The sequence below is a fragment of the Parvibaculum sp. MBR-TMA-1.3b-4.2 genome (assembly GCF_053628815.1).
Genome location: NZ_JBRJHC010000001.1, coordinates 1,936,142 through 1,951,572 on the forward strand (window position 1 = coordinate 1,936,142; position 15,431 = coordinate 1,951,572).

Consider the following 15,431-nt stretch of genomic DNA (forward strand, 5'->3'; position numbering starts at 1 on the left):
GCGCTTACACGCCCAGGCGCTGGATCTTATGGTCGCCATAGGCGAGCGCGACATTCTTCGTCTCCATATAGAAGTCGAAGCTCCAGTCACCGCCGTCCCGGCCGATACCGCTGGCCTTCATGCCCCCGAATGGGGTCGCAAGGTGGCGAACGTTTTCGCTGTTGACCCAGACCATGCCGACTTCCAGGGCGTTGGCGACACGCAGGGCGCGCCCAACGTCCCGGGTCCAGACATATCCGGCCAGCCCATAGGCGACGTCGTTGGCCTTGGCGACGGCATCGGCCTCATCGTCGAAGGCCATGGCGGTTAGCACGGGGCCGAATATCTCCTCCTGAGCGATCCGCATGCCGGGGTCAGCATCCACAAAAAGGGTCGGCTGAAGAAAATATCCGTCGCCGGCAATCGCGTCGCCGCCCGCGGCGATGCGAGCGCCACCCTCCCGTCCGATCCGGAGGTAGCTCTGCACCTTGGCGAGGTGACGGGAGTGGATGAGCGGTCCCACTTCGGTCTCGGGGTCAAAGGGATCGCCCACCTTTAGCTTCATCACCCGTTCGGCGACCTTGGCGACGAAGTCATCATAGATCGATCGCTGAACCAGCAGGCGCGAGGAGGAGGTGCAACGCTGGCCGTTCAGCGAGTAGATCATGAAGATCGCCGCGTCGAGCGCGCGGTCCAGATCCGCATCCTCGAACACGACCACGGGGTTCTTCCCGCCCAACTCAAAGTGGACGCGCTTCAGCGTCTCGGCTCCTTGCCGCATGATGGCAGCGCCGGTCGTGGACTCCCCCACGAAGGCGACTGCCTTGATATCGGGGTGTTCGGTGAGGGCCTTGCCCGTCGTCTCCCCCAGCCCATTGACCGCATTGAAGACGCCCGGCGGAACACCGGCTTCGTGCGCGATCTCGATCAGGAGGCGCGCCGAATAGGGTGACCACTCGGCGGGCTTGTGAACCACGGTGCAACCTGCCGCGAGCGCCGGGGCGATCTTCCAGGTGGAGAGCATGAAGGGCGTGTTCCACGGGGTGATCACCGCCACCGGCCCGATAGGCCTGCGATTGGTGTAGTTCAGGTGTTCGGCCGACGGCAGGGCCCGACCGTCGGCAGCGGCGGGCGCCCGGTCGGCGAAGAACCGAAAGTTCTCCGCGCCGCGCAGCGCGGCCTTGGACATGAAGCGCCAGCATTGCCCCGCATCCAGACATTCAACGGCCGCAATCTCGTCCGCCCGCGCCACGATAAGGTCCGCCACCCGATTGAGGATCGCCCTGCGCTGCTCGCCGGGCGTCGCAGCCCAGGCGGGAAATGCAGCCTTGGCCGCAGCAACTGCGGCGTCGAGTTCATCCTGGGTGGCGTCGCAGGCCTGACCCAGGTCGGCCCCCGTCGCCGGTTCGCTCACCGAAAAGACTGGACCGGTGCCGGCGCGCGCCTGGCCGCCGTAGAAGTGCCCCAGCGGCGCACCCAACCTTGCGACGGTTTCCAGGGCGCGGCGGCGATGAGAACTGGACATTCGATATCTCCCGGCGACAAATTTATTTATCATAGTAACTACTTTTTCGGCCGAGTCCAACTTGACGCGATGCCCGATTTCTTTTAAATTTAAGATAAATAGGGAAGCGGAGGATGCCATCATGACGTTCGCGGATGAAAGCGAAGGGCGCGCCCATGGTCGGCCAGCCGCCTCACCCGATGAGGGATTTGCCCTTTGCGGCCCCGGTACGCCCGGTGGGGAGCTGTTGCGGCGCTATTGGCAGCCTGTCGCGATGTCGAAGAACGCGACCAGCCGCCCCCGGCCCGTGAAGCTGCTGGGGGAAGACTTGATCCTGTTCCGCAACGGTGCGGGCGAAGTGGGGCTGCTCTATCCCCGCTGCATGCACCGGGGGACCAATCTGGTCTATGGCAAGGTAGAGCAGACCGGAATCCGCTGCTGCTATCACGGATGGCTGTTCGACCCGCAGGGGCACTGTCTTGAAATGCCCTCGGAGACCGACGAGGGCGCCTGCCGATCGGTCCGGCAGCCCTGGTACCCGGTCGTCGAGAAATTCGGGATCATCTTTGCCTATCTCGGTCCGGCCGCGGCTCAACCCGCCTTCCCGACCTTCTCGATCGAGGAAGACCTCGAACCGGGCGAGGAACTGGTGGGCTACTGCAACGATACGGGTGCCAACGGCCCCACGCCCAAGATCGCCGGGCGCACCGACTACAACTGGTGGCAGATGTTCGACAACTTCATGGATCCGTTCCATGTCGTCGTCCTCCACAACCAGATCAACGGCGTACAGTTCAGCGCCAATCTCGGCCTGCGGCCGGACGTCAGGTTCGAATACACCGCGGACGGGGTCATCAGTATCCAGCGGCGCGAGATGCCCGACGGGACCATCCACCAACGGCTCAGCCAGATCATCATGCCGAACATGAACGGTACCGCCGGCGTGACGGACGAAGATCTTGGTCGCGCCCATCTCGGTTGGACCGTGCCCCTGGATGACCACAGCTTCCTGCAATACGGCCTGGCGCGCCGCTCAGACCTTATCCAGAGCCGTAAAAACTTCGAAGGCATCGGCATGATGCGCGACGACTGGGGCCCCGCCCATGGCCGCCCCTTCAGGGAATGGACCTTCGAGGACCACCAGGATTGGCAAACCGACTATGTGGCCCAGAAGGGACAGGGCGACATCAGCCTCCACAGCGAAGAGCATCTGGTGAGTGCGGACCAGGGCATCGCCATGGCGCGGCGCAAGTTCCGCCAGGAAGCTGCGCGGGTCCTGAAGGGCGAGGCGCCCGTCGGATCAACGGTCGAGACGCCTTACCGAATTGAGGTTCTGGCCGGTAACGCCCTGCTGGATCCCGACACCGGTCGCTGCCTCGCCGGCTTCGCCAGCCGGACATGACGCCTCCCGCCACCACGCTCAGTCCGCCGGAGGGATCCCGATGCACGACCCGATGACCCTCCGCGTAACGGCGATTTTTTGGGAAACCGAGACCGTGAAGCGGTTCGAGCTCCGTCCGCTCGATGGGACGCCGCTACCGCCCTTCACCCCCGGCGCCCATGTGGGGGTCGAGCTAGGGCCCAACCTCTTCCGGAGCTATTCACTCATGAACAGCCCGCGCGAGCGTCACCGTTACGAGATCGGCGTGTCGCTCGACCGGAATAGCCAGGGCGGCTCGCGCTATTGTCACGAGAGGCTGCGTCCCGGGGACCTTCTGAGCGTCTCACCGCCACGCAATACTTTTCCGCTCGCCGCATCGGAGGCGCCGGCGCTGCTGATCGGCGGCGGTATCGGCGTGACGCCCCTGATTTCCATGGCCCATGCGCTCAGCGAGGCGAAGAAGCCGTTCCGCTTGGTACACGCTGTGCGATCACGCGCCGAGGCTCCCTTCAGCGAGATCCTCGCCGGGCTGGGCGAGACGGTGACACTTCATGTGGACGAGGAATGCGGTGGAGTGCTGCCGCTTGCGGACCTTCTGGCAACGGCGGCGTCGGGCAGCCACCTCTATTGTTGCGGGCCTCAGCCTATGCTCGACGCCTTTATCGCGGCCACAGCCGACCGGCCGACGAATATGGTGCACACAGAGAGTTTCGTCCCCCCGGAAACCGCGTCGCCGGGCGCAGGGTTCACCGTCGAACTCGCGCGGAGCGGACGCACGGTGGCGGTCGCCCCGGATCAGTCGATCCTGGCCGCTCTCCAGGCCGCGGGGATCCCGACGACGAGTTCCTGCAAGCAGGGGATTTGCGGCTTGTGCGAGACCGTGATCGTGAGCGGTGAGGCAGAGCATCGCGATTCCCTTCTCACGCCTGAGGAGCAGGCCGCCAACCGGACCATGATGATCTGCTGCTCGCGCAGCCGCTCGGATCTACTTGTCCTCGACCTCTGAGCTAAGGGGATCAACGCGATGATCGGTGAACGCCTCCAGACACTCCGCCAGCCGGGCAAGCCCCTGCTGGATGGCCGCCTGCTCCGTCGCCGCCAGGGGCCGCAACGCCGTATTGAGCAGGCCTGCTGTTTCGGCGACGAGGTCATCGATCAGGGCCAAGCCTGCCGGCGTCAGCCGGACCATCTGACTGCGGCCGTCCTGCGGATCGCTGACCCCTTCGACAAGGGCTTGCCCCTTGAGGAGGTTCACCGTGTAGGTGATCGCCCCGGAGGTGACGCCCATGAGCCGGAAAAGGTCGGTCGGACGTTGGGCATAGGGCGGGCCAACACGTCGCAAGGCGTACAACAAGCGGATCTCGCCCGATCTGAGGCCCAGCCCCCGCGCTGCCTGCACCTCGAACTGGTTGAGCAGGATGCCAAGCCTGGTCAGCAGCGTCCCGATCTCGAAGCCCAAACCTTCGATTTCCGGTTTTTCGGCCCGCCATTGCGACAGGATGAGTTCGGTCATGCCAACTTGAGACCAGGTCACAGCCGGGTCGAGCGCGGCCTTCCCATTGGCGGACGCGTCACCGCGCCGCCCGGCTTGTGTCGACGGCAGAGACGAAGATTTGGAGCGATCCGACATCCGATCCCTTTAATTGTGACAGCGGCATAATTGTGATTGCGGCACCAGCACCCCGGCGGCGGCAGGATAGACCGACAGGTCGAGACCGCCAAGCGCCCCACCATGACAGTGGACGCGGCACGCCCGGCATCGCCCGAGACCGCCACACCTCGACCCCACGCAACCCGGGCGCCCCGCGCCCGTACACTGGAGATGCTTGATGACCCACCCGAGCCCATTCCTCGCCGCCGCCGTCCAAGCGGCGCCGGCTTTCCTGGATGTCGAAGCGGGCGTTGAGAAGACCATCGCCCTCATGGACGAAGCGGGGGCCCGGGAGGTCCGCCTGCTGGCCTTTCCCGAGGCCTGGATCCCGGGCTACCCGTTCTGGATCTGGGTCACCAGCCCCCTGGAAGCGATCGGTCTTGCCCGGCGTTACCAGGAGAATTCCCTGACCGCCGACTCGGAGGCATTCACACGCATTGCCGAGGCGGCCCGCCGAAACAACCTGCACGTCGTTATGGGCGTCAGCGAGCGCGATCATGGATCGCTCTACCTTGGCCAAGCCATCATCGGCGCAGACGGCCGCATCCTCGCGCATCGGCGGAAACTGCGCCCGACCCATGTCGAGCGCTCTGTCTTCGGCGACGGGGATGGTTCCGACCTGACGGTCTACGATACGCCACTCGGACGGCTGGGAGGGCTCAACTGCTGGGAGCACCTGCAACCTCTGGTAAAGGCCGCCATGTTCGCGCAGCACGAGGAAATCCATGTGGCCTCATGGCCAAGTCTTTCGTCCGCCAGCGGAGGACCCGCCTACGCCCTCGGCCGCGAGGTCAATCTGGCCGCCTCGCAGGTCTATGCGGCGGAAGGCGGGTGCTATGTACTGGCCGCGACCCAGCTCGTGACCCTCGACGTCCTGCGCATTCAGTCGGAGCTTCTGGGCCGAGAGGCCCCCTTCCCGCTCGGCGGGGGCTGCAGCATGATCTACGGTCCGGATGGTCAACCTCTGGCCGAGTTCCTCCCCGAAGACGCCGAAGGTCTGGTCGTGGCCGAGATCGATCCGAGCGCCATCGCCTTCGCCAAAGCCCTGGCCGACCCCGTAGGGCATTACGCACGACCTGACGTCCTGTGCCTGACCCATGACCGAACCCGTCGGCGCGCCCCGCTGCCGGGAGTTGACGCGGAGCACCCGGACCCATCCGCGGACCCGATGGCGGCCGACGATGCTGAAGACGCGTGACCATGGATCGCCGTTCGGCGAGTTCCCCAAGACGATAATCGGCACAGAACCTAGTGCGTGTGCTCGGACAAAAAGTCCCCGACGCTTTTTATGGCCCTCGCGGTCTCCGGCGCGTCCGGCACCCACCAATGCCAGAGGTGAACGCAGCCATCGTAGACTTCAAGCCGCACGTCAACGTCAGCCGCGTCGGCCTTGGCAGCGACACGCAAGGAATCGCTCAGAAGGCGCTCGCGGGAGCCAACCTGGACCAAGAGGGGTGGAAAGCCCGTGAAATCCCCAAAGATCGGAGACGCCAACGGATCGGCGGCGTCGTGCCCCTGTAGATACTGATCCCGGCAAGCGTCCAGACCCTCGCGGGTCACGCAGGGGTCCTTCGTAATCCAGTCGATGCTCTCGCCCGCGTTGGTCAGGTCCGCATAGGCGGAAGCGATCACGCCACAGGCAGGGAGCGGGAGACCTTCAGCCTTCAGCGCCAGCAGGACCGACAGGACGAGGCCACCGCCGGCGGAGTCGCCAATCAGCGAAATTGCACCCGGCTTGTAGCCGGAGTTCAGCATCCACTTGTAGAGGCGGACGCCTTCCTCCACCGGGCCTGGAAAGGCGTGTTCCGGGGCCAGGCCGTAGTCCAGGGCCAGGGTATCGATCCGACATTCCGCCGCCACGCGACTAATCACGCCGCAGTGGCCTGCCGCGGAACTCCAGATAAAGGCGCCGCCGTGAATATAGAGGATCGCGCGATCTGGTCTCGCGTCGTGCGGACGGTACCAGATCGCAGAGACCCCATCGCACCGCACCGCCTCCGACGTCACGCCCGCCAGGGTGGGATAGCGCTCAATCGTCCGCTCGTCCCTCGCCTGTCGCTCTGCCGGGAGGCTGGCGACGGGAGGAATGTCGGGCATTGCAGGACATACGGCCCAGAAGTCGCTCATCTGTTTGCTAACCACGATCACCACTCCTGTTGCTGCATGGTCTCAGGCGTCTCCGACTGATCGCCTCGATCAGAAACTTATCATGATTATCTTTTCCTACGTCGGGTCGCTTTGCAACGGTAATGGGCATTCAGCGTCGCGTTTAAACCCGAGGCGGGAGAATTGGTACGGGATCGAGGGATGGCGTTTGCCCAGGCAGCCCATGACCTTGATGTACGCGCGCACCTGCTGCGCAAGGTGTCTGCAAATTCAGGGGCTATTCAGTGCGACGTTTTTCATCTCGCGCCAATAGAGCCGCTATTGGCTTGCGATAGCGCTCTAAATTTTTTGGGCAGCCAACCTTCGCCAAACCAACTCCGGGATCGTCTCGAAGGATGTACGTCGTCAAAGTATTTTGGGGCCGGCAGATCCCGCCCCCGGTCTACACAGGAATAGAAGTAGACTTGATCGCCAAACAGACGCTGCTGGATTTAGGTCAAGTCGCGCGTGGGGAGCGACCGAGCAAAGCGTCCGCCGCTGCACGGGCGGCTCTGGCCAGCTCCTTCCGCGTCTCGCCTGCGCGGGCGCGCAGGGCCAAGCCATGGCGGATACAGTTGACCATGCGCGCGGTGGCCGCCACGTCTGTGTCGGCAGGCAATTCGCCCGCCTTGACCGCCTGCTTCAATCGATTGCGAACCGCCGCATCGGTGGAGGCCATGCAGGCTTTCAGCTTGGATTTGATCCGATCACTCTCCTCGGCTGCCCCCACCAAGCTACAGGCGATAAGGCATCCCGAAGGCGTTGAACGGCTGGTCACCCCCTCAACACCGGCCGTGAAGAAGGCATCGAGGGCATCATCAATTTTCGGTGCGGCGAGTGCGGCGTCGAGCAGTTCAGCGCTGGCTGCATCGTAGAGATCGATGCATGACAAAAACAGCGCCTCCTTGTTACCGAACGTCGCGTAAAGACTGGGCCGATTGATCCCCATGGCATCCGTCAGATCGTCAAGCGACGCGCCCAGATAGCCTTTGCGCCAAAAGACCATTGTGGCAGCGCGCAAAGCAACGTCCGGATCAAACTGGCGCGGACGTCCATTCTGCTTTTCAGTCTTTTGGGCCACCTTGCAAAGAGCCTTACCTTCGGGATTCCAGCTTTCGTATTGTACGATACAAAAAAAGCCAGAGGCAACTATGCGCCTCTGGACCGCATCGCAAACACAAGCGCTGCGAGCCGACTGGACCTCAACACAATGATCAGAACACCGGTGAGCGCCACCGCTGCGCCGGCGATGATAAATTTTTTACTACTCAGTATAATAACCTGTTGACGCGGACCCATCGATGTTTTGTATTGATTGGTATGAAATGTGGAGAAGCCTCCCGTCACTTGAATGGACATCCGCTTATGTGCCCATGAGGTCGACTTGTCGGGAGACGATGTAGCCGAAGGGCGATCACATGAACGACGCACCGGAAGAAGTCACCGATCTTGAGCCACCTCTTGATCAAGGCGAATGGGCCGGTTGGTCAGTGTGGTCCGGGCGGCAACCATTCGTGGAGCATGTCGGGCCGTTCTACACACGCCGCGCGGCGGACGGGAACATGGAATGCGGTTGCGTTGCGCGGCCCGAAATGCTGAACGGCCAGGGCGTCGTTCACGGCGGAGCGCTTATGGCGTTCGCAGATCATGCCATTTTCCAGATCGCTTACGACCAACTGCGCGGGCTGCAGGGCCTCACGGTTTCGTTGAACGGTGAATTTCTCAGCGCCGCTTCGGCCAATGCGCGGCTGATCGGGCGTGGAGAAGTTTTGAAGGCCGGACGCAACCTCATTTTCATCCAAGGGCTCTTGAAAGCGGATGACGTCCCCACGCTTGGTTTCTCGGGTGTCGTCAAGGTCCTTCGACATCACCATTGAAGACGGCGACGACAGCGAAGCCGCACCGACAACAATCTCACCGGACAGGAAATCACGATGCAGAACAAACCCGTTGCCCTTGTCACAGGCGCAAACCAGGGAATTGGCTTCCAGATTGCGAAAGATCTCGTGGCGAACGGCTTCAGCGTCCTGATCGGATCGCGCGACTTTGAACGCGGCGAAATCGCCGCGACAGAAATTGGACCCGACGCCCACGCAATCCAGATCGACGTTACAGATCAGGCGTCGATCGCAGCGGCTGCTGCGCGTGTGCGCAATGAATTTGGTCGTCTCGATGTGCTTGTTCAGAACGCGGCCATTATGACGACCAAAGCTCACCCCGGAACCATAGAAGCATACGTCAAGGCCACGCGCGCAAGCATTGTGTCCCTCGATGAAATGCGCGCGGTATGGGAAACGAATGTCTTCGGCGTCCTTGCCGTCTACCAGGCGATGCTTCCGTTGCTGCGCGAGACGCCGGGGGCGCGCATTGTCAACGTATCGAGCGGCTCAGGATCGCTGACAGTGAGTGCGAACCCGGACTTGCCCTACCGCGACCATTTCAGCCCTCTCTACGCGGCCTCCAAGACAGCCCTCAATGCCTTGACCCTGGCCATGGCAATCGAACTGGAGCCAGAGGGGATCAATGTCAATGCCGTCACGCCGGGCTTCACCAGGACGGCCATGAATGCATACGAGGGCACCGAGACCGTCGAAGAGGGCGCCAGTGAGGCTGTACGGGTTGCGCTGCTTGGCAAGGATGGGCCCACCGGTACGTTCACCCACGCCACATTCGGAACCGTCCCGTGGTGATCTGAGAGGCCATGTTGGCGCCGATCACATTCTCTATAGCGAAAATTTCAGAGTGAGGAGCTGGGCGATCAAATGAGACAAGTTGTTCTTATAACTGGCGGCACATCGGGTATCGGCATGAGCCTGGCTGAAGCCTATTTGAAACAGGGCGCTGCCGTCGCTGTTTGCGGTAGATCGCAAGCGGCCCTCGACCGCTTCTCCGACGCGCACCCCGATGCGCTGGCAATCCAGGCTGACGTGACTATCGACGCGGCGCGGATCGCCATGCTGGATGCTGTCGCCAATCGGTTCGGGCGGCTTGATGTCCTCATCAACAATGCCGGCACCTTCGTCGAACGAAACTTCGCGACAGGCGTGAACACCACGCAAGACCTTGAACAGGAAGTCGCCCTTAATCTGACAGCACCCATTCAGCTGACCAGCGAGGCCCTGAAGCGCTGGCCCACCATGGCAGCCATTGTGTTTGTCACGTCAGGCTTCGCTCTCGTTTCTCCGACCCGTGCCCCGACCTATGGCGCCGTAAAGGCGGGGCTACATGCCTTCGCGGAAGGACTGCGCCGACAACTCGCCCCCAAGGGAACACATGTCCTTGAGCTCCTTCCGCCTGCGGTGGATACGCCCATGAACGCGACCCTGCCGGGAAAGAAGATGGCCCCTGCCAAAGTGGCAGAGATCACCCTCAAGGCATTGGCGAACCGCCAACCCATGGCCATGCCCGGCGCAACCCGACTGCTCCCGATGTTGCTGCGGATCGCACCCAACGCCGCCCAGCGCATGGTCGCCAAGATGTGACGACAGATTTTCTCATATTCGCAACGTTTACAGAGAAGCTTTAAGGAGGCAGCGTGTCTGAAATCTCAAGGAAAAACATTCTTGTCCTCGGCGGCAGCCGCGGGATCGGAGCTGCGATTGTTCGCCGCTTTGCAAGTGAAGGAGGCAAGGTTGCTTTCACCTATTTCGGTTCCGAGGCGGCGGCCCGAACCTTGGGGCATCAGGCCGGTGCAGAGATCGTCAAGGCCGACAGCGCCGACAGGGCGGCGCAAACCGAAGCGATAGCCGCACGCGGCCCGCTGGATATTCTGGTCATCAATGCAGGTGTGGGTATTGCCGGCGATCCGCTATCGCTGGATCCGGACGCCGTTGACCATTTGCTCGACGTAAACCTCCGCACGCCCTATCACGCTGCCGTCGAAGGGGCCCGACACATGAATGCAGACGGTCGCATCATCGTGATCGGCTCAGTGCACGGCGATCGCATTCCCTTCCCCGGCCTTTCGGCTTATTCGCTGACCAAATCGGGTTTGCAAGGAATGGTTCGCGGGCTGGCCCGGGACTTTGGCGACCGCCGCATCACTGTCAACGCGATCCAGCCAGGTCCGACCGATAGCGATATGAACCCGGCCGACGGCCCCATGGCTGAAGCGATGCACAGCTTCATGGCCATCAAGCGTCACGCTCGCCCTGAGGAAATCGCGGAACTTGTCGCCTATGTCGCCAGCCCGCACGCTGCGATGATCACAGGCTCGATGCTGACCATCGACGGCGGCTTCGGTGCCTGAAACGAAACCGGTCAGTCAGGACCACAGCGCGGCACGCGGCGGCAGAGGCCCTCTGCCGCTCACCGCGATGCTCAAATAGGCCACAAGTCCCCGGAATGACGGAGAGTTTGTAGAAAGGCCTGAAGGTCTTCGTTTTGCGGGGGAAGGACTGGTGGTGTCGACAGTCGATAGACCTGTTCCCTCTGCTCAATTCCCTGAATTTCAGGGAAAATACAGGGAATTTCGCCCGAATCTGCATCCCCAAGGCTAAAGACCGCTGAAATAGCCCGGCAACTTCCGTGACTTAGCGTCAATTTCCCTGGAAACCAGAACAGGGAAATTTAATCGGCATATCAGGGAATTTTCGCGAGGGAACAGGGACCATACCGACCGCCTAACGGCGCGGCTCAAGCCGCATCAATTGTCAGAATCAGATGCGATTCTTGGCCCGGAGATTGGAACTTTCCAACGAGGCCAGCCATGAGCGATCGCGTTCTCAAGAGGATGATGGACGACTATTGCCGCGTCCGGATTTCCCCCTTGCTCCCGCAGGATCGCGATGATCTGCTCTTGCGTGAACCTCAATCGTTTCATCGTCCGTCTCCTTCTCCTTGACGGACTCTACTCATTTTTGGAGGAGTTTGCGGGGCTCACGTCACGCCGAATAAAAACATTCAATCCCAAGACGCGCCGACGGAGCTCACAACATGATGGCATGGTCTATCCTCTCAGCAGGCAGTCGTTCTCATCGCATTTGGTCTGATCCGTCAAGGTAGACAGAAAGTGTTTCGTCTCCCCCTCGCGAAACGACTGTCAGAATTGCTTTGGTTGGTCTTTGCGCTTCGGGTATCCATGCAGCTGTTGCGACGCCGTTCCCTCTGTTTTCTGCAATTGCGATGGTTTGCATCAAGCCGATCCGAGCGTTTTGAACTGCCATGCGCATATTCCGATGTCGAGCCCGGAGTGATCTGGAAAGATATCGGCGGTACGATTTATCCAGTACCGCGCCATTCTTACCATCGATAAACACGATTTCCTTTCTTTCGGACGTCAAGAATTCCACGCGATAAGCATGTGCCTCATCTCGCCTATCCGGCTTTATGCTCACTGCCGTTCCCTTCGAATGCATCCTTGCGGAATCGAGAATATCCAAAAGAGACATCCGCGCCTGATCCGAAGACACTGTCTGCAACCTATAGTCATTTCCTGAATAGGCATGACCGACTGGAGCCGTTGATGCGAGTGCAGCCAGCGATATGACGAGAGCGGTTTTCATGAGATAGCCTTTCCTTGAGGCACGCCCTGACGGGCGCCGTTGGAGTACGGAATTTCGGTCTAGGTTTGAACACCGAGAAATTTTGTGACCTTGCATTGTTCTACCGCTCCGCTCCGTGCGCGAGTTTGTAGAGAACAGGCAGGACAACCAAGGTGAGAAGCGTTGACGACAGGATTCCGCCGATAACAACAGTCGCGAGAGGGCGCTGAACTTCAGCACCTGCGCTGGTGGCAAGCGCCATCGGCACAAACCCCAACGACGCAACCAAGGCCGTCATAAGCACAGGACGGAGCCTCCTGCTCGCGCCTTCCCATATCGCTTCGTCGAGGTGCATTCCCTGCGCTCGCAGATTCTTGATGAAGCTGATGATCACCAGGCCGTTCAGGACCGCCACTCCGGACAAAGCGATAAAGCCTACGCCGGCGGATATTGAGAGTGGCAGGCCGCGAATGGCGAGGGCGACCAGACCACCCGTCAAGGCCAGTGGTACGCCGGAAAAGACGAGGAGAGCATCCTTGGCGGTTCCCAGACTTGCAAACAGAAGAGCAAAAATCAGAATCATCGCAAGCGGAACGACGACAGAAAGTGTTCGAACCGCCGAGACCAATTGCTTGAACTGCCCGCCCCATTCCATCCAGTAACCGGCGGGGAGTACTACATTGGCCTTCACCCGTTTCTGTGCTTCCGAGACAAATGAACCAAGGTCGCGCTCACGAATGTTTGCAGACACCACTATTCGACGCTTGCCATTCTCCCGACTGATTTGATTGGGGCCGGTGGTGAGCTTCACATTCGCTACTTCCCGCAAAGGGACGACGCGCGGCATGGTTTCGGGGAAAGGCTCATATGAGGAGATCGATACATCTGTCGTTTCCGGATGAACGGGAGGCAACGGAATCGGCAACTCTCGCAGCCTGTCGACATCCTGCCTGACGTTTTCCGGAAGGCGGACAATGACGGGGCTACGCCAGTCCCCTTCATAGAATGTGCCTGCCCGGCTCCCTCCCATCGCCGATCTTACGGTTTCCTGTATGTCGGCCACGTTGAGCCCCAACCTGGCCGCAGCATCCCTATCGATATCGATCGAAAGAACCGGCAGGCCCGTTACCTGTTCGACATTTATATTGGCCGCACCATCAATCCCGCCAACGACCGTGGCAATTTCACCGGCGGTTTGGCGCAGCTGTTCCATGTCATCGCCGAAGACCTTGATTCCAATATCCGCCCTGACACCGGAGATCAATTCATTGAACCTAAGCTCGATCGGCTGCGAGAGCTCGAACTTGGAGCCCGGCAGGCCCTCCAGTTTCTGCTCGATTTCGGCGAGAAGAACATCCTTGGGCTTGGATGGATCCGGCCAGTCCTCGCGATCCTTCATGATGACGTATGCGTCGGAAATGTTCGGCGGCATTGCGTCTGTCGCTACCTCCGCCGTTCCCGTGCGGGCAAACACATCCCTTACTTCCGGCAGTTTCAGGAGAACCTTCTCCACATCGGTTTGCATTTCGACAGACTGCGTAAGACTTGTTCCCGGAACGCGAAGAGCCTGTACGGCCACATCCCCCTCGTCCAACTGAGGAATGAATTCCGTTCCGAACCTCGTCATACCGAGGCCGGTCAGCACGAGCAGGACGATGGAAACCGACAACACCGTGTAATTGTGCCGCAGCGCCCAGGAAAGGCCAGGTTCATAGGTCCTTTGCGCCCAACGCATGATTGGGCTCTCCTTTTCCTCGACATTGCCACGAATGAATATGGCGATTGCCGCGGGAACGAATGTCAGGGCCAGCACCATCGCTCCTGCCAGAGCAAGGATTACGGTGAGAGCCATCGGCGTGAACATTTTACCCTCCACCCCGGAGAGGGTAAGGATCGGGAGGTAGACCACTGTGATGATGAAGGAGCCGAACAAAGCGGGGGTCATGACCTCCCGCGTCGCATCCGCTACCACAGAAAACCGTTCCGACATATGCAACGTCCGGCCAAATCGTTTTTGCTCTTCGGAAAGCCGGCGGAGGCAGTTTTCGACAATGATCACCGCACCGTCGACTATCAGCCCGAAATCCAGCGCGCCCAAACTCATCAGGTTGGCACTGATCTGATATTCGACCATGCCGGTAATGGTGATGAGCATTGAAAGCGGAATGACCATCGCAGTGATCAATGCAGCTTTGAAATTGCGCAGAAGAATGAACAGGACAGCGATCACCAGCGCCGCGCCTTCAAACAGGTTTTTCTGAACTGTTTCGATCGTCTTCTGAACCAGCGACGTCCGATCATAGAGTGGCTGAATCACAAATCCCGCGGGAAGGCTTTTCTGTATCTCGTCGACCTTGGCTCTGACAGCGGCAGCGACCTCCCGACTGTTTTCGCCAACGAGCATAACTGCCGTTCCGATCAGCGTTTCAGTTCCGTTGTGCGTTCCCGCGCCGGTACGTAACTCCTTTCCGAACGTCACTTCAGCAATGTCGTGTACATAGACCGGGCGGCCTTCATGCGTACCCAGAAGGATTTCCGAAAACTGTTCCGTGGTTTCGACCTGACCGGGAACCCGGATCAGATACTGCTCGCCGTTCTGTTCGATATAGCCCGCACCAACATTTACGTTGTTGTCCTCCAACGCCTCTCTCAGGTCGCTGAATGACATGCCGTAAGATGTCAGCTTGTATGGATCCGGCACGACATGTATCTGCCTCTCGAAGCCACCGATCGCATTCACCTCGGCGACTCCCCTAACCGTACGCAGCTGCGGCTTCACGACCCAGTCATGTAATGCACGGATATCGGACTTGCCGGATGAGATATCCCCGGACGCCAGATCAGGGCGAAACTCCATGCTGTACATGAAGATTTCCCCAAGACCCGTGGAGATCGGGCCCATGCTCGTTTCGGTGTCATTCGGAAGCTCGGCCGCACTGGCCTGTATCCGCTCCCCGACAAGTTGCCGCGCCCGATATATGTCCGTCCCTTCTCGGAAGACGACGGTAATCTGCGACAATCCATATCGAGATATCGAGCGCGTGTAGTCCAACGCGGGCAGACCACTCATTGCCGTTTCCAATGGAAAGGTTACCCTCTGCTCCACCTCGAGCGGGGAATAGCCTTGAGCCACCGTATTAACCTGAACCTGAACATTCGTGATGTCAGGAACAGCCCCAATGGGAAGGCGTGTAAAATTGTAGGCGCCGATCGCAGCGACAAAAGCAGTGGCCATAAGCACCAACCAGCGGTGCTGGACACAGAAAGATACGACTCTTGCAATCATGA

The 15,431-nt window shown here is 60.5% G+C and carries 13 protein-coding genes; 7 read left to right on the top strand and 6 right to left on the bottom strand.

Features of this window, described 5'->3' with window-relative positions; genetic code table 11:
- Positions 1–4: 4 nt before the first annotated feature.
- Positions 5–1,504 carry a 5-carboxymethyl-2-hydroxymuconate semialdehyde dehydrogenase gene (gene hpaE, locus ACSSVQ_RS09325; RefSeq protein ID WP_454182564.1) on the bottom strand — a complete coding sequence of 500 codons (1,500 nt, stop codon included), beginning with the start codon at positions 1,502–1,504 and terminating at the stop codon, positions 5–7.
- Positions 1,505–1,625: 121 nt separating this feature from the next.
- Between hpaE and ACSSVQ_RS09330 the strand changes: the two genes are divergently transcribed.
- Positions 1,626–2,885, top strand: coding sequence for a Rieske 2Fe-2S domain-containing protein (locus tag ACSSVQ_RS09330; protein ID WP_454182566.1), 1,260 nt, complete (start codon positions 1,626–1,628; stop codon positions 2,883–2,885).
- Between the two features lie 94 nt (positions 2,886–2,979).
- Positions 2,980–3,870 carry a PDR/VanB family oxidoreductase gene (locus ACSSVQ_RS09335; protein ID WP_454182568.1) on the top strand — a complete coding sequence of 297 codons (891 nt, stop codon included), beginning with the start codon at positions 2,980–2,982 and terminating at the stop codon, positions 3,868–3,870.
- On the opposite strand, the gene ACSSVQ_RS09340 is transcribed toward ACSSVQ_RS09335, so the two are convergent.
- Entirely contained in the window at positions 3,850–4,377 is a 528-nt protein-coding gene (locus ACSSVQ_RS09340; protein WP_454182570.1) for a MarR family winged helix-turn-helix transcriptional regulator, read from the bottom strand. The genes ACSSVQ_RS09335 and ACSSVQ_RS09340 overlap by 21 nt on opposite strands.
- A 316-nt stretch (positions 4,378–4,693) precedes the next feature.
- Between ACSSVQ_RS09340 and ACSSVQ_RS09345 the strand changes: the two genes are divergently transcribed.
- Positions 4,694–5,713: a carbon-nitrogen hydrolase family protein gene (locus ACSSVQ_RS09345; RefSeq protein ID WP_454182572.1), complete on the top strand. Its 1,020-nt coding sequence runs from the start codon at positions 4,694–4,696 to the stop codon at positions 5,711–5,713.
- A gap of 50 nt (positions 5,714–5,763) precedes the next feature.
- Here ACSSVQ_RS09345 and ACSSVQ_RS09350 read toward each other — a convergent pair whose 3' ends face one another.
- Both ACSSVQ_RS09350 and ACSSVQ_RS09355 read right to left on the bottom strand, forming a co-directional pair.
- Positions 5,764–6,657, bottom strand: coding sequence for an alpha/beta hydrolase fold domain-containing protein (locus ACSSVQ_RS09350; RefSeq protein ID WP_454182574.1), 894 nt, complete (start codon positions 6,655–6,657; stop codon positions 5,764–5,766).
- Between the two features lie 460 nt (positions 6,658–7,117).
- Positions 7,118–7,741, bottom strand: a complete 624-nt coding sequence (locus ACSSVQ_RS09355; protein ID WP_454182576.1) for a TetR/AcrR family transcriptional regulator — start codon at positions 7,739–7,741, stop codon at positions 7,118–7,120.
- 337 nt (positions 7,742–8,078) lie between these two features.
- Between ACSSVQ_RS09355 and ACSSVQ_RS09360 the strand changes: the two genes are divergently transcribed.
- The 4 genes from ACSSVQ_RS09360 to bdcA all read left to right on the top strand — a co-directional run bounded on the left by ACSSVQ_RS09360 (position 8,079) and on the right by bdcA (position 10,909).
- The gene (locus ACSSVQ_RS09360) at positions 8,079–8,537 is read left to right on the top strand and encodes a PaaI family thioesterase (RefSeq protein ID WP_454182578.1); all 459 of its coding nucleotides are present in this window, start codon (positions 8,079–8,081) and stop codon (positions 8,535–8,537) included.
- A gap of 57 nt (positions 8,538–8,594) precedes the next feature.
- Positions 8,595–9,350 (top strand): SDR family NAD(P)-dependent oxidoreductase, encoded by a 756-nt coding sequence (locus ACSSVQ_RS09365; RefSeq protein WP_454182580.1) that lies wholly within the window; start codon positions 8,595–8,597, stop codon positions 9,348–9,350.
- 72 nt (positions 9,351–9,422) lie between these two features.
- Positions 9,423–10,142 carry an SDR family NAD(P)-dependent oxidoreductase gene (locus ACSSVQ_RS09370; RefSeq protein WP_454182582.1) on the top strand — a complete coding sequence of 240 codons (720 nt, stop codon included), beginning with the start codon at positions 9,423–9,425 and terminating at the stop codon, positions 10,140–10,142.
- A 53-nt stretch (positions 10,143–10,195) separates the two neighbouring features.
- Entirely contained in the window at positions 10,196–10,909 is a 714-nt protein-coding gene (gene bdcA, locus ACSSVQ_RS09375; protein ID WP_454182584.1) for an SDR family oxidoreductase, read from the top strand.
- Positions 10,910–11,633: 724 nt separating this feature from the next.
- Here the strand turns inward: bdcA and ACSSVQ_RS09380 are convergent.
- A complete protein-coding gene (locus ACSSVQ_RS09380) occupies positions 11,634–12,164 on the bottom strand; it encodes a PepSY domain-containing protein (protein WP_167095857.1) in 531 nt (176 codons plus the stop codon).
- Between the two features lie 100 nt (positions 12,165–12,264).
- A complete protein-coding gene (locus ACSSVQ_RS09385; RefSeq protein ID WP_167095859.1) occupies positions 12,265–15,429 on the bottom strand; it encodes an efflux RND transporter permease subunit in 3,165 nt (1,054 codons plus the stop codon).
- Positions 15,430–15,431 lie beyond the last annotated feature (2 nt).

What these genes read in the sequence shown, in the direction of transcription:
- hpaE (WP_454182564.1), bottom strand. Translation starts at nt 1,504, where the DNA reads ATGTCCAGTTCTCATCGCCGCCGCGCCCTGGAAACCGTCGCAAGGTTG.
- ACSSVQ_RS09330 (WP_454182566.1), top strand. Translation starts at nt 1,626, where the DNA reads ATGACGTTCGCGGATGAAAGCGAAGGGCGCGCCCATGGTCGGCCAGCC.
- ACSSVQ_RS09340 (WP_454182570.1), bottom strand. Translation starts at nt 4,377, where the DNA reads ATGACCGAACTCATCCTGTCGCAATGGCGGGCCGAAAAACCGGAAATC.
- ACSSVQ_RS09345 (WP_454182572.1), top strand. Translation starts at nt 4,694, where the DNA reads ATGACCCACCCGAGCCCATTCCTCGCCGCCGCCGTCCAAGCGGCGCCG.
- ACSSVQ_RS09360 (WP_454182578.1), top strand. Translation starts at nt 8,079, where the DNA reads ATGAACGACGCACCGGAAGAAGTCACCGATCTTGAGCCACCTCTTGAT.
- ACSSVQ_RS09365 (WP_454182580.1), top strand. Translation starts at nt 8,595, where the DNA reads ATGCAGAACAAACCCGTTGCCCTTGTCACAGGCGCAAACCAGGGAATT.
- ACSSVQ_RS09370 (WP_454182582.1), top strand. Translation starts at nt 9,423, where the DNA reads ATGAGACAAGTTGTTCTTATAACTGGCGGCACATCGGGTATCGGCATG.
- ACSSVQ_RS09380 (WP_167095857.1), bottom strand. Translation starts at nt 12,164, where the DNA reads ATGAAAACCGCTCTCGTCATATCGCTGGCTGCACTCGCATCAACGGCT.
- ACSSVQ_RS09385 (WP_167095859.1), bottom strand. Translation starts at nt 15,429, where the DNA reads ATGATTGCAAGAGTCGTATCTTTCTGTGTCCAGCACCGCTGGTTGGTG.